The 17,052-nt window shown below is 70.8% G+C and carries 12 protein-coding genes and 1 tRNA gene; 6 read left to right on the top strand and 7 right to left on the bottom strand.

Annotation, left to right across the window (positions count from 1 at the left end; translation table 11 throughout):
* Nucleotides 1–903: a carbohydrate ABC transporter permease gene (locus BJ961_RS12645; RefSeq protein WP_271321400.1), complete on the bottom strand. Its 903-nt coding sequence runs from the start codon at nt 901–903 to the stop codon at nt 1–3.
* Entirely contained in the window at nt 900–2,210 is a 1,311-nt protein-coding gene (locus BJ961_RS12640; RefSeq protein ID WP_271321399.1) for an extracellular solute-binding protein, read from the bottom strand. Before BJ961_RS12640 ends, BJ961_RS12645 begins: the two co-directional genes overlap by 4 nt.
* Before the next feature lie 345 nt (nt 2,211–2,555).
* Here BJ961_RS12640 and BJ961_RS12635 point away from each other — a divergent pair, with 345 nt between their 5' ends.
* Nucleotides 2,556–3,584, top strand: coding sequence for a LacI family DNA-binding transcriptional regulator (locus BJ961_RS12635; RefSeq protein WP_271321398.1), 1,029 nt, complete (start codon nt 2,556–2,558; stop codon nt 3,582–3,584).
* Nucleotides 3,585–3,680: 96 nt separating this feature from the next.
* Here the strand turns inward: BJ961_RS12635 and fusA are convergent, their stop codons facing one another.
* Together fusA and BJ961_RS12625 are read right to left on the bottom strand one after the other, a co-directional pair.
* Nucleotides 3,681–5,771, bottom strand: coding sequence for an elongation factor G (gene fusA, locus BJ961_RS12630; RefSeq protein WP_271321397.1), 2,091 nt, complete (start codon nt 5,769–5,771; stop codon nt 3,681–3,683).
* 381 nt (nt 5,772–6,152) lie between these two features.
* Nucleotides 6,153–6,237, bottom strand: a tRNA-Leu gene (locus BJ961_RS12625).
* Between the two features lie 142 nt (nt 6,238–6,379).
* Between BJ961_RS12625 and BJ961_RS12620 the strand changes: the two genes are divergently transcribed.
* The gene (locus tag BJ961_RS12620) at nt 6,380–6,568 is read left to right on the top strand and encodes a hypothetical protein (protein ID WP_271417279.1); all 189 of its coding nucleotides are present in this window, start codon (nt 6,380–6,382) and stop codon (nt 6,566–6,568) included.
* A gap of 34 nt (nt 6,569–6,602) precedes the next feature.
* On the opposite strand, the gene BJ961_RS12615 is transcribed toward BJ961_RS12620, so the two are convergent.
* From BJ961_RS12615 to sucC, 3 genes are read right to left on the bottom strand one after another with little or no spacing between them, the layout of a single operon-like run.
* The gene (locus BJ961_RS12615) at nt 6,603–8,165 is read right to left on the bottom strand and encodes an aldehyde dehydrogenase family protein (protein WP_271321396.1); all 1,563 of its coding nucleotides are present in this window, start codon (nt 8,163–8,165) and stop codon (nt 6,603–6,605) included.
* Nucleotides 8,162–9,088 carry a succinate--CoA ligase subunit alpha gene (gene sucD / locus BJ961_RS12610; protein ID WP_271321395.1) on the bottom strand — a complete coding sequence of 309 codons (927 nt, stop codon included), beginning with the start codon at nt 9,086–9,088 and terminating at the stop codon, nt 8,162–8,164. Before sucD ends, BJ961_RS12615 begins: the two co-directional genes overlap by 4 nt.
* Nucleotides 9,089–9,102: 14 nt before the next feature.
* Nucleotides 9,103–10,254, bottom strand: coding sequence for an ADP-forming succinate--CoA ligase subunit beta (sucC, locus tag BJ961_RS12605; protein ID WP_271321394.1), 1,152 nt, complete (start codon nt 10,252–10,254; stop codon nt 9,103–9,105).
* 143 nt (nt 10,255–10,397) lie between these two features.
* Between sucC and BJ961_RS12600 the strand changes: the two genes are divergently transcribed.
* From BJ961_RS12600 to BJ961_RS12585, 4 genes are all read left to right on the top strand, one after another.
* Nucleotides 10,398–12,080 carry a thiamine pyrophosphate-binding protein gene (locus tag BJ961_RS12600; RefSeq protein WP_271321393.1) on the top strand — a complete coding sequence of 561 codons (1,683 nt, stop codon included), beginning with the start codon at nt 10,398–10,400 and terminating at the stop codon, nt 12,078–12,080.
* Nucleotides 12,081–12,091: 11 nt separating this feature from the next.
* Nucleotides 12,092–13,324 (top strand): formyl-CoA transferase, encoded by a 1,233-nt coding sequence (frc, locus tag BJ961_RS12595; protein ID WP_271321392.1) that lies wholly within the window; start codon nt 12,092–12,094, stop codon nt 13,322–13,324.
* A gap of 4 nt (nt 13,325–13,328) precedes the next feature.
* Nucleotides 13,329–15,524 (top strand): acetate--CoA ligase family protein, encoded by a 2,196-nt coding sequence (locus BJ961_RS12590; RefSeq protein WP_271321391.1) that lies wholly within the window; start codon nt 13,329–13,331, stop codon nt 15,522–15,524.
* 123 nt (nt 15,525–15,647) lie between these two features.
* Complete coding sequence (locus BJ961_RS12585; RefSeq protein ID WP_271321390.1) at nt 15,648–17,027, top strand: OFA family MFS transporter; 1,380 nt, start codon at nt 15,648–15,650, stop codon at nt 17,025–17,027.
* Nucleotides 17,028–17,052 lie beyond the last annotated feature (25 nt).

The raw sequence follows: 17,052 nt of genomic DNA, 5'->3' as shown, positions 1-17,052 counted from the left end.
TCAGACTCCCTCGAGTTGGCTCGCGCCGGCGTCCCGGCCGCCGAGCCGGCGCAGCAGCAGCGCGAGGGCCAGACCCACCAGGACCAGGATGACCGCGATGACGCTGGCCGGTCCCATCAGACTGGCCTGGAATCCCCGCTTGTACATGTCCAGTGCGAGCACCCGGGTGGCGTCCCCGGGACCGCCCTCGGTCAGCACGAAGATGAGATCGAAGAAGGTCAGCGACCCCACCACCATCAGCGTGGACGAGGTGATGACGGTGTACTTCAGCTGGGGCAGGGTGATGCTGAAGAACTGCCGGACGCGTCCGGCCCCGTCCAGCTGTGCCGCCTCGTAGAGTGACGTGGGAATCTGCTGGACGCCACCTTGGTAGATCAGGGTGTGGAACGGGACGAACTGCCAGGAGACGACGAAGACGACGACACCGAACGCGAGCCCCGGCCGCCCCAGCCAGTCCTGGACCAGCAGCGGCAGGTTCAGTCCCGCCCCGAGCCCGAAGTTGGGGTCCAGCAGCGCCTTGTACGCGATCGCGATGGCGGCGGAGCTGAGCATCAAGGGGATGAAGTAGACCACGCCCAGCACCGCGCGGTACCGCTGGCGGCCCGCCAGGAACGTGCCGAGCAGAATGCTCAGCGGTGTCTGAACGGCCCAGGACACGGCCATCACCAGGAACGTCACCCACAGGGCGTGCGGCAGCCCGGGGTCGGCGAGCACCGCGCGCCAACTGTCCAGCCCCGAGCCGTGGATGGTGCCGATGCCGTCCCAGGTGGTGAAGCTCAGCGCGAAGACACCGACGAGCGGAACCACCGCGAAGCCGACGTAGACCACCAGCGCCGGCGTCGCCAGCCACGGCAGGATGCTGCGCGGTGGGCGACCGGGCGAGTGGGCCGTGTGCGGGCTCATGTGCCGATGACCGCGTTGAGGTTGGCGGCGAACTGCTGCGGCGAGACGGACAGCTGGAACAACTTGGCGACGTTGTCCAGCAGCGTCTCGGCGGCCGTCGGGCTGAGGGCCTGGTCCCAGGACTGCACGAACGTCTTGGCCTTGCTGGCGATGCCGTAGTTGAGCTGGAGGAAGTCGGCGCTCTTGGAGGCGGCCAGGAGCTTCTCCGTGCCGACCCGGACCGGAACGGACCCGTTGTCGATCCACGCCTTCACCTCGGCGTCCTGGAGGACACCGGTCGCGAAGAACTCCTTGGCGATCTTCTTCTCCTCCTCGGTGGCCTTGGCGGAGAGGGAGAGGTACTGGGCGGGGTTGCCGACCGCGTTGCTCGGATCGCCCTTGCCGCCGTCGACGGGCGGGAAGTTCATGTAGCCGAGGCCGCCGCTGGAGACGAAGTCGCCGCCGTCGGCCTGCTGGATGCCGTACGACCACGCGCCGTGCAGCATCATGGCGGCCTTGTCGGTGTAGAGCAGCGCCTGGTCCGCGTTGGAGTCCGCGGTGATGGACGAGAAGCCCTTGATGAACCCGTCGGCCTCGACCAGCTCCTGCACCCTGGTCAGCGCGGTGATGGCGTCCGGGTGCGACCAGGCGTCCTTCTGGCCGTCGATGACGGCCTGGAACACCTCTGGACCGCCGATGCGGTCGAACAGGAACTCCAGCCACATCATGTTCGTCCACCGGGACTGCCCACCGAGGGAGAACGGCGCTATGCCCTTCGCGTTGAACCGGGGCACCAGCGCCATGATGTCTTCCCAGGACTCCGGCGGCTCCGCGCCGACCTTCTCGAAGACCCTCTTGTTGTAGTAGAGGACGATCGGCTGCACGGCGTCGCACGGCACCGCGTAGATCTTGCCGTCCACGGTCGCCGCGCCGAAGGACGACGGGAACCGCGCCTTCTTGACCTCGGGATGCTGGTCGAACCACGAGGTGAGGTCGTCGACCTGGCCGGCTTCCGCGTAGGTGCGCAGCGTCCCGCCGCCCCAGCCCCAGATGACGGTGGGCGCCTGCCCCGCGCCGATGGCCGTCTTGATCTTGGTCTTGTAGGCGTCGTTCTGGAACGTGGTGTCCTTGATCCGGCCGTCCGGGTGGGCCTTGTTGAAGGCGTCCACCGCACCGGCTCGGACGCCTTCCTGCGGCTGGCCGTTCAGGTACCAGTACGTGGCTCCGCCACCGCTCTTGCCGGGTCCGGACGAGCCACAGGCCGCCAGCGCCGCGGAGACCGGCACACCGGCGGCCATGCCTAGGAGAGTACGTCGGGAGAGCGCCATGTCTTTTCTCCGCACCCGAGAGCCGTCGGCTTCTCGTGACTCGTGGTGAAAGGTTTTCGAAATCGCCTTCTCCGAGCTCTGGTCATGCAAGTTAGGGAGCAGACTGACCGGGTGTCAAGGCATGTGCGGGAGCGTTCTTCTGCTTCGGAAACCGTTGCCACTACTGGGGTTTGACGGCCGGAAGGCAGTCCCGACAGCTCCGAAACAGTTTCGAAAGGCATGGCTGCGGGGCAGAGAAGATGAGGTGACACGAGTCGCGTTGCCGTACTGTTGACCGGTTCCACCCGCGTTGCCGGCCCGAGCGGCGACTCACCACACGGTGGACGTACCCGTGGGAGGGAACCGATGCGACCGGACGCGAGGCGCACCACGTTGGCGGACATCGCACGAGCGGCCGGGGTGTCCGTGGCGACGGTGTCCAAGGTGGTCAACGACCGTGGTGACGTGGCTCCGCAGACCCGCACTCGGGTGCAGGAACTGCTGCACCAGCACCACTACCTCGCCCCCGTTTTCCGGCACACGGAGGCGGTGGAAAGCCCCACCATCGAGGTGCAGTTCAGGGGTGGACTGAAGTCGTACGTGGCCGAGACCCTGGAAGGGATCATCGATTCGGCCTCCGAGTCCGGGGCCTCGGTGGTGATCAGCAAGGCATCCGGTGCCCCGCACTGGGCCCGGGACCTGGTCTCGGCCGGGCGTCGTGCCGTCATCGCGGTCACCAGCGTGTACACCACGGCGCACCTGAACGAACTGGCCCGGTCCGGGCTGCCGCTGGTGGTACTGGACCCGTTGCACCTGCCGGACAGCCGGATCCACAGTGTCGGGGCCACCAACTTCGCGGGCGGCCTGGCCGCGACCCAGCACCTGCTCTCCCTCGGCCACCGCCGAGTCGCCTATCTCGGCGGACCCGCCATGGCCGTGTGCAACCAGGCACGCCTGCACGGCTACCGCGCCGCCATGGAGGCGGGCGGCCTCCCCGTACCCGATGCCTACACCCGGCCGGGAGAGTTCACCTACGAGACCGGACTGCTCGGAGCCGCGGCGCTGCTGGACCTGGACGAGCCACCCACCGCGGTCTTCGCGGGCAACGACGAGATCGCCGTCGGTGCCGTCGAGGCCGCCCGTGCCCGAGGCCTGCGCGTCCCGGAGGACCTGAGTGTGGTCGGCTTCGACGACACGAGCCTCGCCCAGATGGCGTCGCCGCCCCTCACCACCGTCCGCCAGCCCTTGCGCGAAATGGGCGGTGCCGCCCTGCGCACCGCCCTCCGGCTCGCCAACGGTGAGCGGGTCGATTCCCACCACATCGAGCTCGCCACCGAACTCGTGGTACGCGCCTCCACGGCGCCGCCCCGCGCGGTGTCTCCGGAGCGCGGGTAGCCGGAGAGGAAGGGGCCGGGTCTCGAAGACCGACGCCACACGGGAGTGCACGGTTCGGCACCCTCATGCCCGGGGCGTGAGGGTGCCGCGCCTCGCCTACCGCGTGGTCGTGACGGTCGTCACGGCCGGCGCCGGTGCGTAGCCGGTGGGCCGGGCGGTGAAGGTGCCGCGGCCCTGGGTGCGGCTGCGCAGCCGGGTCGCGTAGCCGAACAGCTCGGCCAGCGGCACGGTGGCGGTGACCACCGCCGCGCCGCCGCGCGTGCCGGAGCCGGTGACCCGGCCGCGGCGCGCGGCGAGGTCACCGAGCACGCCGCCGACCGCGTCCTCGGGCACGGTGACCGTGACCTCCACGACCGGTTCCAGCAGGACCATCTCCGAGGCGCGCAGGGCGTCACGGAGACCGAACCGGCCGGCGGTGCGGAAGGCCGTGTCCGAGGAGTCCTTCACATGGGTCCGGCCGTCGGTGAGCGTGACCCTCAGGCCGGTCACCGGGTGCCCGCCGAGCGGACCCTCGGCGAGGGCGTCCCGGCAGCCCGCCTCGACGGCCCGGACGTACTCCTGCGGCACGCGTCCACCGACGACCGTCGAACGGAACACGAACCCTCCCGTTCCTTCCGTGCTGTCGTCGTCCTCCTGCCACGGCTCGACGTCGAGCACGATGTGCGCGAACTGCCCGGCGCCGCCGTCCTGTTTGACGTGCCGGTGGACGAAGCCAGTCACACCCGCGCCGACCGTCTCGCGGTGGGCCACGCCGGGACGGCCGACGGCGACGTCGAGTCCGTGCTCGCGCCGGACGCGCTCCATCGCGACCTCCAGATGCAGTTCGCCCATGCCCGACAGCACGGTCTGCCCGGTCTCCGGGTCGGTCCGCACGGCCAGTGAGGGGTCCTCCTCGGTCAGCCGGGCGAGCGCGGCGGCCAGCCGTTCGGTGTCGGTGGAGCGCCGGGCCTCCACGGCCACGTGCACGACCGGTTCGGCCACGCCGGGCGGTTCCAGGAGCAGCGGAGCACCCGGTGCGCACAGGGTCGAGCCGGCGCGGGCCGACTTCAGTCCGACGACGGCGACGATGTCCCCGGCGACCGCGCGTTCCAGCGGGTCGTGCCGGTCGGCCCGTACCCGCAGGATGCGGCCGATGCGCTCGGTGCGGCGCGTTCCCGCGTCCCACACGGTGTCTCCCTTCTCGATCGTGCCCGAGTAGACCCGCACGTACGTCAGCCGTCCGGTCGGGGTGGCGTTCACCTTGAACGCCAGTGCCGCCATCGGTGCCGCCGGGTCGGCGGGCCGTTCCTGCTCCGTGCCGTCGTGCGTGCCGCGCACCGGCGGTACGTCGAGCGGCGAGGGCAGGTACGTCACCACGGCGTCGAGCAGCGGTTCGACACCGCGGTTGCGGTAGGCCGAGCCGCACAGCACGACCACGCCGTCCCCGGTGCGCGTCAGGTCGCGCAGGGCGGTGGCGAGGGTGGCCGCGGTGAGCGTCTCCCGGTCGCAGAACTCCTCCAGCGCGGCCGGGTGCCGTTCCGCCACCGCCTCCTCCAGCAGCCGGCGCCTGTGTGCCGCCTCCTCGCGCAGGGCGTCGGGCACCGGCCCCTCCTCGGCCGCGTCCGCGCCGGCGGCCCAGACGAGGGAGCACATGCGCACCAGGTCGACGACGCCGGTGAAGCCCTCCTCCGTGCCGATGGGCAGCTGCACGGCCAGCGGCACGGGGTGCAGCCGTTCGCGGATGGAGGCGACGGCGGTGTCGAGGTCGGCGCCCGCCCGGTCCATCTTGTTGACGAACGCGATCCTGGGCACACCGTGCCGGTCGGCCTGCCGCCACACCGACTCGCTCTGCGGCTCCACTCCCGCCACCGCGTCGAACACGGCGACCGCGCCGTCGAGTACGCGCAGCGAGCGCTCGACCTCGTCGGCGAAGTCGACGTGCCCCGGGGTGTCGATGAGGTTGATCCGGTGACCGTCCCACGAGCAGGAGACCGCCGCGGCGAAGATGGTGATGCCGCGGTCGCGTTCCTGCGGGTCGAAGTCGGTGACGGTGGTGCCGTCGTGGACCTCGCCGCGCTTGTGGGTGGTGCCGGTGGCGAAGAGGATCCGCTCGGTGACGGTGGTCTTGCCGGCGTCGACGTGGGCGAGGATGCCCAGGTTGCGGACTCCGGCGAGCGGGTCGGTGCGGGTGTTGACGTGGGTGCGCACGGCCTGTGGCCTTTCGCTGCTCGGTCGAGCTCATCTGTGAACAGGGCGGCGCGATTCCCGTGACCGGACGTGCGGGGACAGGGCCAGGGGCCCCACGAGGGCGGGGCGGGAGTGGCGTCGTGTCAGATGCCGGTCGCGGGCATCCGGTGCCGGCCGCGCAGCGGACACCGGACGGCCGAAGACACCAGGATCACCTCGTACCGGGACGGGGGAACGACGGCGGCGGTGCGGATACGCACGGTCCTGCTCCCCTCACTCGATCCGATCTCGGTGTGGTGAGTGTAGGGAGGCCGGGTCCGGCGCCGCACCGGGTTTTTCGTCCGGGAACGCGAAATGCCGGCCGGGATCTCTCCCGACCGGCATCATGCTCTGCCTGTCTTGTGTCCGAGGGGGGACTTGAACCCCCACGCCCGATAAAGGGCACTAGCACCTCAAGCTAGCGCGTCTGCCATTCCGCCACCCGGACCAGGTGTCTGTCGCCGTGCGGGGGGTGTTCCCCGCGGCGACATGGACAACCATACCAAGGTTTCGCGGCGCCTTTCACCTGCGTTTCTTTCCCCTGGGCGGCGGTCCGGGACCGCCGGCTCCGCTGCACCCGGGGTCGCACCATGGGTGACCGGACGGTCACCCAGTGCCCGCTTCCGCGTCGTCGGCCGTGGGCGCCGCTCGTGCCGCCGGAGCGGCGCGCGCCGCTGCTGGGCCACCGCGAGCTGCCGCGGCAGACCGTCGAGCGGAACGCGCCTCCTCCGGCGGACCGGGCCTTCGCCCTGCTGCCGGACCGGCGGGGCGTCGGCTGACCGGCGGCCCGGAGGGTCCCGCCGCCCCCGCCCGTTATGGCATGAGGTGGTGGTCCGGGAAGTTCCCCGGCAGCCGCTCCCCCGCCGGGCCGCGTGTGACGGCGCGCACCAGCAGTTCACCGCCCACGAAGGCACCGCGCCAGGATCCGCCGTGCCCGCCGAACAGCTCGTCGCGGTCACCGCGGGACCGCGGGACGCCGTGGCCGACCTTGAACGCGCGGATCTGCGGCGCGAGCCTGTCGTACGTCGCCGGGTCGTCCGTGGACAGCGTGGCCACCAGCGCGCCGTTGGAGGCGTTCATCGCGGCGAGCAGCTCCGCCTCGGTGTCGACCAGGACGACGGTGTCCACCGGTCCGAACGGCTCCGCGTGGTGCAGCGGTGAGGACCGGGGCGGGTTCAGCAGCGTGACGGGCTGTACGTAGGCGGAGGTGTCCTGGCCGGGCAGGAACCGGGCGTCGGCCGCGCTGCCGCGGTGCAGCGGGACGGCGCCCCGGTCGACGGCTTCGGCGACCTGGTCGTGCAGCTCCTTGGCCTTGGCGGCGTTGATCACCGGTCCGAAGTCCAGCGCCGGGTACGGGTCGTCCGGTGCCGCGACGGCGAGCGGGTGACCGACGCGCAGGGTGCGGACCGCCGGGAGGTACGCCGCGAGGAACGCGTCGAACAGCTGCCGCTGGACGACGAAGCGCGGGTAGGCGGTGCAGCGCTGCTTGCCGTAGTCGAAGAGCTTCGGGACCGTCTGCGTGAGCGTGTCCCAGCCCGTGAAGTTCCAGATGCCCCAGGTGTTGAGTCCTTCCTGTTCGAGGATGTGCCGCTTGCCGAGGTCGGCGACGGCGGTGGCGACTGCCGCGCCCGTGTCCCGGCCGCCGACGAAGGAGACGCAACCGATCTCGGGTGCCCGCACCAGCGCCTGGGACAGCTCGCCTCCGCTGCCGCTGACGAGGGTGACGGGAAGCCCCTCGCGGGCGGCGAGCGCGCAGGCCAGGGTCAGGCAGGCGACGCCGCCGTCGGTCGGGGTCTTGGCGATGACCGCGTTGCCCGCCAGTACTTGGACCAGCAATGCGTGAACGAGCACGCTCATCGGGTAGTTCCAGCTCGCGATGTTGGAGACCGGGCCGTCCAGCGGGGCCCGGCCGTCGGTCATCGCGTCGATGCCGTCCACGTACCAGCGGACACCGTCGACGGCCCGGTCGACGTCGGCCTGCGCCGACCGCCAGGGCTTGCCGATCTCCCAGACCAGCAGCAGCGCGAGCAGTTCGCGGTGCTGGGCGAGGGCGTCGAGGGTGGCGGCGACGCGGGCGCGGCGTTCGGGCAGGGGGACGTGGCGCCAGGCGCGGTGCTGGTCGAGGGAGGCGCGGACGGCGCGGTGGGCCGTCGTCGCGTCCAGTCGGGGTGGTCCGGTGATCGGGGTGCCGTCGACCGGGCTGGCGGCCGGCAGGACCCGGCCGTCCGCCCGCCAGCCCGCGTCCCAGAGGTTGAGGACGCGGTCCTCGCGGAACGCCTCGGGGGCGACGGTGCGGCAACGCTGCCAGCAGGCGGTCCAGGAGGTGCCGGACTTCAGGGTGAGCGGCCCGGTGTCCGGAGCGCCGACGGCCGTCATGCGCGGGCTCCGTCGCGGGCCGCGCCGTCCTGTGCGGCACCTGCCCTTGGGCCGAGTGCCTCGAGTACCTGTCGCGCCGTCTCGGTCGGCGTACTCCCGACCCGTACGCCGGCCGCCTCCAGCGCCTCCTTCTTGGCCCGCGCCGTGCCCGACGAGCCGGAGACGATCGCCCCGGCGTGGCCCATGGTCCGGCCCTCGGGCGCGGTGAACCCGGCGATGTAGCCGACGACGGGCTTGGTGACGTGCTCGCGGATGTAGGCCGCCGCGCGCTCTTCCGCGTCGCCGCCGATCTCGCCGATGAGCACGATCAGCTCGGTGTCGGGATCGTCCTCGAAGGCGGCGAGGCAGTCGATGTGGCTGGTGCCGACGACCGGGTCGCCGCCGATGCCGACACAGGTGGAGAAGCCGATGTCGCGCAGTTCGTACATGAGTTGGTAGGTGAGCGTGCCCGACTTGGAGACCAGGCCGATGCGGCCGGGCTTGGTGATGTTGGGCGGGATGATGCCCGCGTTGGACTGGCCGGGGCTGATCAGGCCGGGGCAGTTGGGTCCGACGACGCGGGTGCCCTTGGCCCGGGCGTGGGCGGTGAGGGCGACGGAGTCGTGGACCGGGATGCCCTCGGTGATGACGACCGCGAGGCCGATACCGGCGTCGGCGGCCTCGACGACCGCGGCCTTGGCGAAGGCGGGCGGTACGAAGACGACCGTGACGTCGGCGCCCGTGCGTTCGATGCCCTCGCGGACCGATCCGAAGACCGGGACGGTGCGGTGGTCGAAGTCCACGGTGCGGCCGGCCTTGCGCGGGTTGACGCCGCCGACGACGTCGGTGCCCGCGGCCAGCATGCGGCGGGTGTGCTTCATGCCCTCGGATCCGGTCATGCCCTGGACGAGGACCTTGCTCTCCTTGGTGAGGTAGATCGCCATGTCGTCCTGTCTCCTTATCCGGCTTGTCCGGCGGTGGCCGCCGCGGTGGCGAGCCGGGCGGCACGGCGGGCGGCGCCGTCCATGGTGGTGGCCTGTTCGACGAGGGGGTGCGCGCGGGCGTCGAGCAGGGCGCGGCCCCGGGCGGCGTTGTTGCCGTCGAGGCGTACGACGAGCGGTTTGGTGAGCCGGACCTCGTCGAGGGCGCGGACGATGCCGTCGGCGACCGCGTCGCAGGCGGTGATGCCGCCGAAGACGTTGACGAGGACGGACCTCACGTCGGGGTCGGAGAGCACGACGGACAGCCCGTCGGCCATGACCCGGGCGGAGGCGCCCCCGCCGATGTCGAGGAAGTTGGCGGGGCGGGCACCGCAGCCGGCGACCACGTCGAGTGTCGACATGACCAGCCCGGCGCCGTTGCCGATGACGCCGACCGCGCCGTCCAGCTTGACGTAGTTGAGGCCCTTGGCGCCGGCCCGCGCCTCCAGCGGGTCGGCGGACATCGACTGCTCGTCTCCCCAGCGGGACTGGCGGAAGCGGGCGTTGTCGTCGAGGGTGACCTTGCCGTCGAGGGCCACGATCCTGCCGTCAACGGTCCTGACCAGCGGGTTCACCTCGACGAGGAGGGCGTCCTCGCGGACCAGCACCTTCCACAGCCGCACCAGGGTGTCGACGGTCTGCGGGGGCAGTCCCGCGGCGTCGGCGATGCGTACCGCGGTGGCCGTGTGCACGCCCACGGCGGGGTCGACGGGAATCCGGGCGACGGCTTCGGGGCGCTGGGCGGCGACCTCCTCGATGTCCATGCCCCCTTCCGCGGAGGCGATCGCGAGGAAGCGGCCGGCCGCGCGGTCGAGGACGTAGGAGACGTAGAACTCCCGCTCGATGTCGCAGGGTTCGGCCAGCATGACGGTGCCGACCGTGTGCCCCTTGATGTCCATGCCGAGGATGTGCCGCGCCGCCTCCTCGGCCTCGGCGGGGTCCGCGGCGAGCCGCACTCCGCCCGCCTTGCCCCGCCCGCCGGTCTTGACCTGCGCCTTCACGACGGCGCGTCCGCCGAGCGCGCGGGCGATGTCGCGGGCCCGTGCGGGCGAGTCGGTGACCTCGGCCCTCGGCACCACGATGCCGTGTTCTTCGAAGAGTTCCCTTGCCTGGTGTTCGTACAGGTCCATTTCGGCTCCTGACTGAAAGTGCCGCACGCCCCCTGGACACCACCCACCGGATGCGGGATAACAAGCTTCATACAGTATTCGTCGACTGTATGCAATGTACCGCGAGAGCGACCCAACCCCTCGTGAAGGGACAGGACTTCGTCATGCCCGACGACACCCAGGACGTCATTTCCGGCGGTCACCTCGTCGCCAAGGCACTCAAGGCCGAGGGGGTCGACCGCATCTACACACTGTGCGGCGGCCACATCATCGACATCTACGACGGCTGCGTCGACGAGGGCATCGAGGTCGTCGACGTACGCCACGAGCAGGTCGCCGCGCACGCCGCCGACGGCTACGCCCGCATCACCGGCAAACCCGGCTGCGCGGTGGTCACCGCGGGTCCGGGGACCACCGACGCCGTCACCGGGGTCGCCAACGCCTTCCGCGCCGAGTCGCCCATGCTGCTGATAGGCGGCCAGGGCGCCCACACCCAGCACAAGATGGGTTCGCTCCAGGACCTGCCGCACGTCGACATGATGACGCCGATCACCAAGTTCGCGGCGAGCGTGCCCGACACGGCGCGGGCGGCGGACATGGTGTCGATGGCGTTCCGCGAGTGCTACCACGGCGCCCCCGGGCCGTCCTTCCTGGAGATCCCGCGTGACGTCCTGGACGCCAAGGTGCCGGCGGAGAAGGCACGGGTGCCGCAGGCCGGGGCCTACCGTGCCTCCACCCGGTCGGCCGGTGACCCGGAGGCGGTCGAGAAGCTCGCCGACCTGCTGGTGCACGCCGAGAAGCCTGCCATCCTGCTCGGCAGCCAGGTGTGGACGACCCGGGCGACCGAGGCCGCCGTCGAACTGGTGCGCACGCTCAACGTACCGGCGTACATGAACGGCGCCGGCCGCGGCACCCTGCCGCCGGGCGACCCGCACCACTTCCAGCTCTCGCGGCGCTACGCCTTCTCCAACGCCGACGTGATCGTCATCGTCGGCACGCCCTTCGACTTCCGCATGGGCTACGGCAAGCGGCTCTCCCCCGAGGCGACCGTCGTGCAGATCGACCTCGACTACCGCACCGTCGGCAAGAACCGCGACATCGACCTCGGCATCGTCGGCGACGCGGGGCTGGTGCTGAAGTCGGTGACCGAGGCCGCGTCCGGTCGGCTCAACGGGGGCGCGTCGAAGCGCAAGGAGTGGCTGGACGAACTGCGCGCGGCCGAGCAGACGGCGCTGGACAAGCGGCTGCCGCAGCTCCGGTCGGACGCCTCGCCCATCCACCCGTACCGGCTGGTCAGCGAGATCAACGACTTCCTCACCGAGGACTCGGTCTACATCGGCGACGGCGGCGACATCGTCACCTTCTCCGGTCAGGTCGTGCAGCCCAAGTCACCGGGCCACTGGATGGACCCGGGACCGCTCGGCACGCTCGGCGTCGGCGTCCCCTTCGTGCTGGCCGCCAAGCAGGCACGCCCCGACAAGGAGGTCGTCGCCCTCTTCGGCGACGGCGCCTTCTCGCTCACCGGCTGGGACTTCGAGACCCTCGTCCGTTACGACCTCCCCTTCGTCGGCATCGTCGGCAACAACTCCTCGATGAACCAGATCCGCTACGGCCAGGCCGCCAAGTACGGCAAGGAGCGCGAGCGGGTCGGCAACACGCTCGGCGACGTCCCCTACGACCGGTTCGCCCGGATGCTGGGCGGCCACGGCGAGGAGGTCCGCGACCCCGCCGACATCGGCCCGGCACTGCGCCGGGCCCGCGAGTCCGGCAAGCCGTCCCTGATCAACGTCTGGGTGGACCCGGACGCGTACGCCCCCGGAACCATGAACCAGACGATGTACAAGTGAGGTGAAGGCCCATGACAGCGAAGGCTCTTGAGGGCGTCCGCGTCCTGGACATGACCCATGTGCAGTCCGGGCCGTCGGCGACCCAGTTGCTCGCCTGGCTCGGCGCGGACGTCGTGAAGCTGGAGGCGCCGAGCGGTGACATCACGCGGGGGCAGCTGCGCGATCTGCCGGACGTCGACTCCCTCTACTTCACGATGCTCAACTGCAACAAGCGGAGCATCACCCTCAACACCAAGACCGAACGCGGCAAGGAGATCCTCACCGAGCTGATCCGGCGCTCGGACGTCATGGTCGAGAACTTCGGGCCGGGCGCGGTCGACCGGATGGGGTTCACCTGGGACCGCGTCAAGGAGATCAATCCACGGATCGTCTATGCCTCCGTCAAGGGGTTCGGCGAGGGCCCGTACACCGCTTTCAAGGCGTACGAGGTCGTCGCGCAGGCCATGGGCGGATCGATGTCCACCACCGGATTCGAGGACGGGCCGCCGCTGGCGACGGGGGCCCAGATCGGGGACTCGGGCACGGGCGTCCACGTCGTGGCGGGCATCCTCGCCGCCCTCTACCAGCGGGAGCACACCGGACGTGGTCAGCGGGTGAACGTGGCCATGCAGCACGCGGTGCTCAACCTCTGCCGGGTGAAGCTGCGCGACCAGCAGCGCCTGACCCATGGTCCACTCGCCGAATATCCCAACGAGGACTTCGGCGACGAGGTTCCCCGGTCCGGCAACGCGTCCGGCGGCGGGCAGCCCGGGTGGGCGGTCAAGTGCGCCCCGGGCGGCCCCAACGACTACGTGTACGTCATCGTCCAGCCGGTCGGCTGGCAGCCACTGTGCGAGCTGATCGGCCGGCCCGAGCTGGCCGACGACCCCGAGTGGGCGACCCCGCGGGCGCGGCTGCCGAAGCTGGGCAAGATGTTCCAGCTGATCGAGGAGTGGTCGTCGACCCTGCCCAAGTGGGAGGTGCTGGAGCGGCTGAACGCCCACAACATCCCGTGCGGGCCGATCCTGTCCACGAAGGAGATCATCGAGGACGACTCGCTGGTCGCCAACGAGATGGTCGTCACCGTCCCCCATCCCGAGCGGGGCGAGTTCGTGACCGTCGGCAGCCCGCTGAAGCTCTCCGACTCCCCCGTGAAGGTGACCAGCTCACCCCTGCTGGGCGAGCACAACGAAGAGGTCTACGTCGGCGAGCTGGGGCTCGGTGACGAGGAACTGCGGCTGCTCAAGTCGAGCGGGGTGATCTGACGTGATGGCCGAGGACCGCCGGACGCGGGTGCGCGAGCTCCTGGACGCCGTACGGGGCGAGGGGCGTACCGCGCTCACCGCGCCCGAGGGCAAGGTGCTCGCCGACGCCTACGGGATCGCCGTACCGGGCGAGGAGCTGGCGCGGGACGTCGACGAGGCGGTCGCGTGTGCGGCGCGGTTCGGCGGACCGGTGGTGATGAAGATCGTGTCGCCGGACATCCTGCACAAGACCGACGCCGGCGGGGTGGTCGTCGGCGTGGACGGCGCGGCGGACGTGCGGGCGGCGTTCTGCCGGATCGTCGACAACGCGCGCGCGTACGACGCCTCCGCCCGGATCGAGGGCGTGCAGGTCCAGGAGCTGCTGCCGCAGGGGCAGGAGGTCATCGTCGGGGCGGTCACCGATCCGACGTTCGGGAAGGTGGTGGCGTTCGGGCTCGGCGGGGTGCTGGTCGAGGTCCTCAAGGACGTCACCTTCCGGCTGGCGCCCGTGGACGCCGACGAGGCGCTGTCGATGCTGGACTCGATCCGGGCGGCCGAGGTGCTGCGCGGGGTGCGGGGGCAGGCCGGGGTGGACCGGTGGGCGGTGGCGGAGCAGATCCGCCGGGTCTCCGAGCTGGTCGCCGACTTCCCGGAGATCGCCGAGGTGGACCTCAACCCGGTGATCGCCACGCCCGAGGGCGCGGTCGCCGCCGACATCCGGGTGATCCTGGCGACCGGCACGCCGAAGGAACGGCGCCGGTACACGCGCGAGGAGATCCTCACCTCGATGCGCCGCCTGATGCAGCCCACTTCGGTCGCGGTGATCGGCGCGTCGGGCGAGCCGGGGAAGATCGGCAACTCGGTGATGCGCAACCTCGTCGACGGCGGTTTCGCGGGTGAGATCCACCCGGTGAACCCCAGGGCCGATGACATCTTGGGCCGCAAGGCGTACAAGAGTGTCACCGACGTTCCCGGTGAGGTGGATGTGGCGGTCTTCGCGATCCCCGCGCGGTTCGTGGCGGCGGCCCTGGAGGAGGTGGGACGCAAACGGATCCCCAACGCCGTGCTCATCCCCTCCGGCTTCGCCGAGACCGGTGAGCAGGCGCTCCAGGACGAGGTCGTGGCGGTCGCCGAGCGGCACGGCATCCGGCTGCTCGGCCCGAACATCTACGGCTACTACTCGACCTGGCAGGACCTGTGCGCCACGTTCTGCACGCCGTACGACGTGAAGGGCGGAGTCGCGCTGACCTCTCAGTCGGGCGGTATCGGGATGGCGATCCTGGGCTTCGCGCGGACCACGAAGACCGGCGTGTCGGCGATCGTGGGCCTGGGCAACAAGTCGGACCTGGACGAGGACGACCTGCTGACCTGGTTCGGCGAGGACCCGCGCACCGAGTGCATCGCGATGCACCTGGAGGACCTCAAGGACGGCCGGGCCTTCGTCGAGGCCGCGCGGGCGACCGTGCCGAAGAAGCCGGTCGTGGTGCTCAAGGCGGGCCGTACGGCGGCGGGTGCGAAGGCCGCCGGATCGCACACCGGGGCGCTCGCCGGGGACGACGCCGTGTACGACGACATCCTGCGGCAGGCCGGCGTCATCCGGGCGCCGGGGCTGAACGAGATGCTGGAGTACGCGCGCGCGTTGCCGGTGCTTCCCGCTCCCCGGGGCGACAACGTGGTCATCATCACGGGGGCCGGCGGCAGCGGGGTGCTGCTCTCCGACGCGGTGACGGACAACGGGCTGTCGCTGATGGAGATACCGCCGGACCTGGACACGGCGTTCCGCGCCTTCATCCCGCCCTTCGGGGCGGCGGGCAACCCGGTGGACATCACGGGGGGCGAGCCGCCGTCGACGTACGAGGCGACGATCCGGCTCGGCATGGAGGACCCGCGCATCCACGCGCTCGTCCTCGGCTACTGGCACACCATCGTCACGCCTCCCATGGTGTTCGCCGAACTCACCGCGCGCGTGGTGGCCGAGTTCCGCGCGCGCGGGATCGAGAAGCCGGTGGTGGCCTCTCTCGCGGGCGACGTGGAGGTGGAGGAGGCGTGCCAGTACCTCTTCGAGCGCGGGGTCGTGGCGTACCCGTACACGACCGAGAAGCCGGTGGCCGTCCTGGGCGCCAAGTACCGGTGGGCGCGGGCCGCATCGAAGCTGGGGGCCGAAGGCCCCTCCGTCAGGCGGCGGCGGGAGACGGGCGGGACGTCGGGGGGCGGTTCATGACGTGAGACGGCGAGGGGCCGGCCGACGGGTGCGCGTCGGCCGGCCCCGGGGTCCCGCGCGCGCACGAAAGGCATTGGACAGGGGGCGCTGGCCAGAACTTTCGACGCAAGGGGTGCGATTGACATGACAACCACCGATGTCACACGGGTCGCCGGCTACCGGGAGGTGACCGACCGGAACGGACGCGTCTATCGCGTGGGCGAGTCCGACATCGACATCATGGGGCGCAAGCGCAAGTGGATGGTGATCCTGCCCTGGATCGGCATGATGGGCATCTCCTCCGCCGAGTACGCGTTCGCGTCCGCCGAGGACACGTTGCACGAGGCGCACAACTGGTCCAGCGGCAGCATCTACTGGATGATGACCGCCTGGGTGTTCTGCCAGGCCGCGGTCGCCTTTCCGGCGGGTCGGCTGCGTGAGAACGGCAAACTGCCGGCGCGCTGGGCGATGATGCTGGGTGCGGCCGGCACGCTGCTCGGCTATCTCTCGCTGGCGTTCGCGCCGCACGTCGCCTTCGCCTTCATCGGCTTCGGTGTGTTCAGCGGCATGGGCGCGGGCATGGTGTACGCGACCTGCGTCAACATGGTCGGCAAGTGGTATCCGGAGCGCAGGGGCGGCAAGACGGGATTCGTCAACGGTGGCTTCGCCTACGGTTCGGTGCCGTTCGTCTTCATCTTCCACGGCTACATGGACGGCTCGAACTTCCGTTGGGTGCTGGTCTCGGCGGGTGTCTTCCTCGCCGCGATGGTGGCCTTCGCCGGCTTCTACTTCCGTGACCCGCCGAAGAACTGGTGGCCGGCCGCCGTCGATCCGCTGAACCCGCCGAACGACCCGCGGGCCCGGCGTTCGCTGGCGAAGAACCCCCCGGCCGTCAAGCAGTACTCCCCGCTGGAGGCCTGGCGGACCGGCCGGGTGGCGCTGATGTGGTTCTGCCTCGCCTGTACGTCCGGCGTGAACATCTTCGGTATCGCCTTCCAGGTCGACATCGGCGAGGACGCGGGCTTCGCGGCCGGGATCGTGGCCACCGCGATGTCGCTGAAGGCGATCGTCAACGGCACCGGTCGCGGCGTCATCGGCTGGCTCTCCGACCTGTACGGCCGCAAGCAGTGCCTGCTCTACGTGTGCGCGATCCTGGGCCTCGCCCAGTTCGGCATCATCCTGGCGGCCGAGACCAAGAACCTGCCGCTGTTCCTGGTCTTCTCCGCGATATCCGGTTTCGGCGGCGGCGCCATCTTCCCGATGTTCGCGGCGCTGACGGCGGACTACTTCGGCGAGAACAACAACGCCACCAACTACGGGATGGTCTACAGCTCCAAGCTCGTCTCCGGTCTGGGCGCGGGCATGGGCTCCGTGGTGGTCGGTGCCTGGGGCTACAACGGCGCCTACACGCTGGCGGGATGCATCTCGATCTTCGCCGGGTTCGTGGCGCTGTCCCTGCGGCCGCCGGGGCGTTCGAAGGACAAGCGCGTCACGCCCAATCCCCGGCCGCTCGGCGAGGGGTGAGGTGAGGGGCGACCTGACGAAGCCT

The sequence above is a fragment of the Streptomyces lienomycini genome (assembly GCF_027947595.1).
GTDB classification, from domain to species: domain Bacteria; phylum Actinomycetota; class Actinomycetes; order Streptomycetales; family Streptomycetaceae; genus Streptomyces; species Streptomyces lienomycini.
The sequence above is the reverse complement of the archived record's forward strand: the minus strand, read 5'-3'. Positions and strand labels throughout refer to the sequence as shown.